This window comes from Deltaproteobacteria bacterium CG11_big_fil_rev_8_21_14_0_20_49_13 (assembly GCA_002796305.1).
Taxonomy (GTDB): Bacteria; UBA10199; UBA10199.
Genome location: PCWZ01000018.1, coordinates 1 through 2,540 on the forward strand (window position 1 = coordinate 1; position 2,540 = coordinate 2,540).

Below are 2,540 nucleotides of genomic sequence, written 5' to 3' on the forward strand. Positions count from 1 at the left end.
CTCCTCTTTTAAAGTGAGGTCAGTTCAGGTCATCAAAATTGCCTAATTTCAAGTGCTCATAAATTGCCTAATTTGGGTGCCCGTCGACATCTGAAGGCCTTGTCAGGAACATTCCTTCGTTCAGTCGATTCTTAGAGGTAGCGGCGCTAAGCAACGGCAAGATGATAAACTTTACAGAGATAGGGAGCGATGCGCAGGTCGCGAGGACCACGGTGCAGGAATATTACCAGATACTGAAGGACACATTGATAGCCGATGAGGTCAAGGTGTGGAAGAAGAACAGGACCAGAAAGACATTTTCCACCGCCAAGTTCTATTTTTTCGATGTGGGTGTGGCAAGGCATCTTCAGCACCGCAAAGGATTGCAGGAACGTTCACCGGAATATGGGGATGCATTTGAATCTTATATGTTCCATGAATTGAAGAGTTTTACAGATTATAATAAACTGGGTGATGTAAGTTATTGGAGGACAACATCCGGGTTCGAGGTTGATTTTATATTGGAAGATGCTGTGGCAGTGGAAGTCAAGGCAAAGAGCGTGATTTCAAAGAGCGATCTGAAGGGGCTTGTGGCGCTCAAGGAAGAGAGCTCGCTTAAACATTATATTCTTGTTTCGCTGGAAGAACGGCCACGAAGTGTTGACGGTGTGACCATTCTTCCATGGAGTATCTTTTTAGAAAGATTGTGGAATCGTGATCTTTGCTGATTTTTTTGACGACAGCGATCATATCAAAGTGGATGAAAAGAAGGGCGAGCTTGAGTTCAAGCAGGACCTCTTTTGATAATCATCGGGTATAAATAATCATCGCAAAATTGGTGCTTGACAGGGCCGTGCCTTTATCGTAAAAATACGATAAAGAAATATGGATCTCTTATGAAAAAGAAAACAAACTTCGATCTGAGCCGAATGTGCAAGGCGTTCGGCCACCCCATTAGAATGCAGATAGTAAAACACCTTAAAGGGGCCAATAAGTGCGTTTGCGGAAAGATAGTCGATATTCTTCCAATAGCCCAGGCGACTGTAAGTCAGCATATCAAGGTCTTAAAAGAAGCGGGGATTATAAGCGGAAAGATAAGCGGGCCTAGCACCTGCTACTGCATTGATAAAGGGGCGTTAAAGGAATTTAAGAGGATGGTCAGGGAACTTTGAGGTGATAATATGACGGATGCAACAGTAACAACGATTGGAACAAAACTTTCATTGCGCGATCACCTTGGCGCTTTCAGGATGCGCATCGGCGCCGGAAGGGAGAGATACAGGGTTGTTCCGGGTCTTTACAATGTGGGTACGCCAGACCGGACATCTCCCGTTTTTGTCTCCGCTAATTACAAGATGAGCTTTGATTCACTTCGAAAAGAGCTTTCCAACATGAACGCATGGATACTTGTCTTGAATACGCGCGGCGTCAATGTCTGGTGCGCCGCCGGCAAAAAGACGTTTTCCACGGACGAGATAGTGAGAATGGTAAAGGGATCGGAACTGGAGAAATTCGTTAGCCATAGGGAACTTATCCTGCCACAGCTTTCGGCACCCGGCGTTTCTGCGCATGATGTCATGAAAAAAAGCGGGTTCAAGGTAAGCTTCGGTCCGGTCAGGGCAGGGGATATCAAACGTTTCATGGACAATGGCAAAAAGGCGGATGACAAGATGAGGGGGGTGACGTTTAGCCTCTGGGAAAGGCTTATTCTTACCCCTCGTGAGATCACCTCAAGGGTTACGGTCTCTTTTTATATCGTTTCTGCGATATTTGCCATTTCAAGCCTTAGCAGTGATTTTTTCTCACTTCAGGGGACGCTGATTCGCGGACTTTTTGGCACTACGGCATATCTTATCGGATTATTTTCCGGTGCTGTTGTCACGCCAATGCTCCTTCCGTGGATCCCGGTGCGGTACTTTTCTCTAAAGGGTGCTGCAACGGGCCTTGTTCTGGGCTTTCTTTTCTGTCTCTTTTGCCACGAACAGCTTGGGAGCGGTGCCATAGCGGCGGTGCTTTTGTTCACGGCATCCGTCAGCTCTTACACTGCACTTACTTTTACCGGTTCGACGCCTTTTACGTCTCCTACCGGAGTTGAAAAAGAGATGAGGTATGCGATACCACTTCAGGTCATCGCGGTCGTTCTTTCATGCGGTCTATGGATGGGAAATAATTTCTTTGGAGGCGCTATATGAAAGGGTTCAGATATCTAGAAGATGCTTCAACATTAAAACTGGACAAAGAGGCATGCATAGGCTGCGGTATGTGCATGAACGTATGTCCTCATCGCGTGTTTGAGCTTAGTTCCAAAAAGGTCGAGATCGTTGACAAAGATGCCTGTATGGAATGCGGCGCCTGCTCAATGAACTGTCCCGTGAACGCATTGAGCGTTACACCCGGCGTCGGTTGTGCATCATATATACTTCAAACGTGGTTCAAGAAAGACAAGGCTTCCTGTGGATGCGGCGGGCCGGCTTGTTGCTAAAGGGCGCCTCTAAAAACCTGTTTGTTCTGTCATTGCGAGCCCCGAAGGGGCGCGGCAATCTCTAAGCAAACACTTGATT

General features: G+C 46.9%; 4 protein-coding genes. All 4 read left to right on the forward strand.

Annotated elements, in window-relative coordinates:
* Positions 1–161: 161 nt before the first annotated feature.
* The 4 genes from COV46_01375 to COV46_01390 all read left to right on the forward strand — a co-directional run bounded on the left by COV46_01375 (position 162) and on the right by COV46_01390 (position 2,461).
* A complete protein-coding gene (locus COV46_01375) occupies positions 162–707 on the forward strand; it encodes a hypothetical protein (protein PIR18096.1) in 546 nt (181 codons plus the stop codon).
* A 168-nt stretch (positions 708–875) separates the two neighbouring features.
* On the forward strand, positions 876–1,151 hold the full coding sequence (locus COV46_01380) for a transcriptional regulator (GenBank protein PIR18109.1): 276 nt from the start codon (positions 876–878) through the stop codon (positions 1,149–1,151).
* 9 nt (positions 1,152–1,160) lie between these two features.
* Positions 1,161–2,171: a hypothetical protein gene (locus COV46_01385; GenBank protein PIR18097.1), complete on the forward strand. Its 1,011-nt coding sequence runs from the start codon at positions 1,161–1,163 to the stop codon at positions 2,169–2,171.
* Complete coding sequence (locus tag COV46_01390; protein ID PIR18098.1) at positions 2,168–2,461, forward strand: ferredoxin; 294 nt, start codon at positions 2,168–2,170, stop codon at positions 2,459–2,461. Before COV46_01385 ends, COV46_01390 begins: the two co-directional genes overlap by 4 nt.
* Positions 2,462–2,540: the final 79 nt, after the last annotated feature.

Excerpts from the sequence above, each read along its gene's own strand:
- COV46_01375 (PIR18096.1), top strand. The coding sequence starts at position 162 with ATGATAAACTTTACAGAGATAGGGAGCGATGCGCAGGTCGCGAGGACC.
- COV46_01380 (PIR18109.1), top strand. The coding sequence starts at position 876 with ATGAAAAAGAAAACAAACTTCGATCTGAGCCGAATGTGCAAGGCGTTC.
- COV46_01385 (PIR18097.1), top strand. The coding sequence starts at position 1,161 with ATGACGGATGCAACAGTAACAACGATTGGAACAAAACTTTCATTGCGC.
- COV46_01390 (PIR18098.1), top strand. The coding sequence starts at position 2,168 with ATGAAAGGGTTCAGATATCTAGAAGATGCTTCAACATTAAAACTGGAC.